Origin of the sequence: Quadrisphaera granulorum (assembly GCF_003149145.1) — a bacterium.
In the GTDB taxonomy this organism is placed as follows: Bacteria; Actinomycetota; Actinomycetes; order Actinomycetales; family Quadrisphaeraceae; genus Quadrisphaera; species Quadrisphaera granulorum.
In genome coordinates this window covers 1-1,435 of the sequence record NZ_QGDQ01000075.1, presented here as the reverse complement: position 1 = coordinate 1,435, position 1,435 = coordinate 1, and the positions used below count along the sequence as shown (strand labels likewise).

Annotated in this window: 1 protein-coding gene; it reads right to left on the bottom strand. The window is 69.1% G+C overall.

All coding sequences use genetic code 11. The features are described from left to right. Positions 1 to 59 precede the first annotated feature (59 nt). A complete protein-coding gene (locus tag BXY45_RS22745; protein WP_109776812.1) occupies positions 60 to 1,313 on the bottom strand; it encodes an IS256 family transposase in 1,254 nt (417 codons plus the stop codon). Between the last annotated feature and the right edge of the window lie 122 nt (positions 1,314 to 1,435).

Below are 1,435 nucleotides of genomic sequence, written 5' to 3'. Positions count from 1 at the left end.
GGTCACGTCCCTCGGAGTGGTGTACTTCCGTTGTCACCTTGCGAGGTCAGCTTCGCTGATCATGCCGTCATTGCTGGTGCAGCGTCCAGAGCGGTACCTCCGTTCGGGGTCGTCAACTCGGTGATGTTGGCGCCGGTCAGGGCGGCCATGGACGCCTCGGACAGGTAGCGGCGCTCCCCGGCGGCCCACTCGTCGTGGGTCTCGATCAGCACGCAGCTGGTCAGGCGCAGCAGCGCGGCGTCGTCGGGGAAGACCCCGACCACGTCGGTGCGGCGCTTGACCTCCTTGTTGAGACGCTCCAAGGGGTTGGTCGACCAGATCTTCTTCCAGTGGCTGGGCGGGAAGGAGGTGAAGGCGAGCACGTCCTCGCGGGCGGCGTCCATCACCGCGGCGACCTTGGGGTGGGTGGGCGCCAGCGTCGCGGTGACCGAGTCCCACTGCGCTGCCACTCCGGTGGCGGTGGGCTGGGCGAACACGGTCCTGTAGGCGGCGGTGACGACGTCGCCGTCGGTCTTGGCCACGTGGGCGAGCAGGTTGCGGGCGAAGTGGACTCGGCAGCGCTGCCAGCTGGCCCCGGACATCGACTTCGCGATCGCGCGCTTCAGGCCCTCGTGGGCATCGCTGATGACCAGCTGCACACCGGCCAGCCCGCGGCGCTTGAGGCCGGTGAGGAAGTCCTTCCAGAACGTCTCGTCCTCGCTGTCGCCGACGTCGACGCCGAGGACTTCCCGGTGACCGGCGGCGGTCACGCCGGTGGCGATGACCACGGCTCTGCTGACCACGCGCCCGCCCGCGCGGGCCTTGCAGTAGGTGGCGTCCAAGAAGACGTAGGGGTAGGCGTGCTCGCCCAGCGGCCGTTCGCGCCAGGCGGCGACCTCGAGGTCGAGGTCGGCGCAGATGCGGCTCACCTCACTCTTGGAGATGCCGGTGGTGGCGCCCAGGGCGAGCACGAGGTCGTCGACCTTGCGGGTGGAGACGCCGTGGACGTACGCCTGCATGATCACTGCGAAGAGTGCCCGGTCGATGCGGCGGCGTCGTTCCAGCAGGGAGGGGTAGAAGGAGCCGGTGCGGGTGCGGGGGATGGCCAGGTGCAGGTCCCCGGCGGTGGTGGACAGGGTCTTGGCTCGGGTGCCGTTGCGCAGCGCGACGCGCTCGTCGGTGCGTTCGTAGCGGCCGGCGCCAATGACGGCGGTGGCCTCGGCGTCGATGAGCTGCTGGTAGGCGTGCTCGGTGATCAGGCGGATGCGTTCGTTGTCGGTGGCGGCGTTCGCCTCCGCGAGCAGGGTCAGCAGGGCAGAGTTGGTGGTGGTCATCGCGTGGTGTCCTTCGTGAGGTCCTTGGTCGGTTCTCACTGACATCGCGCGGTGACCGCTCAACTTGATCTTTGCGAGCCGTCGATGTGGACGGCCCGTTGATCATCGGGAGCGGCTCCGGG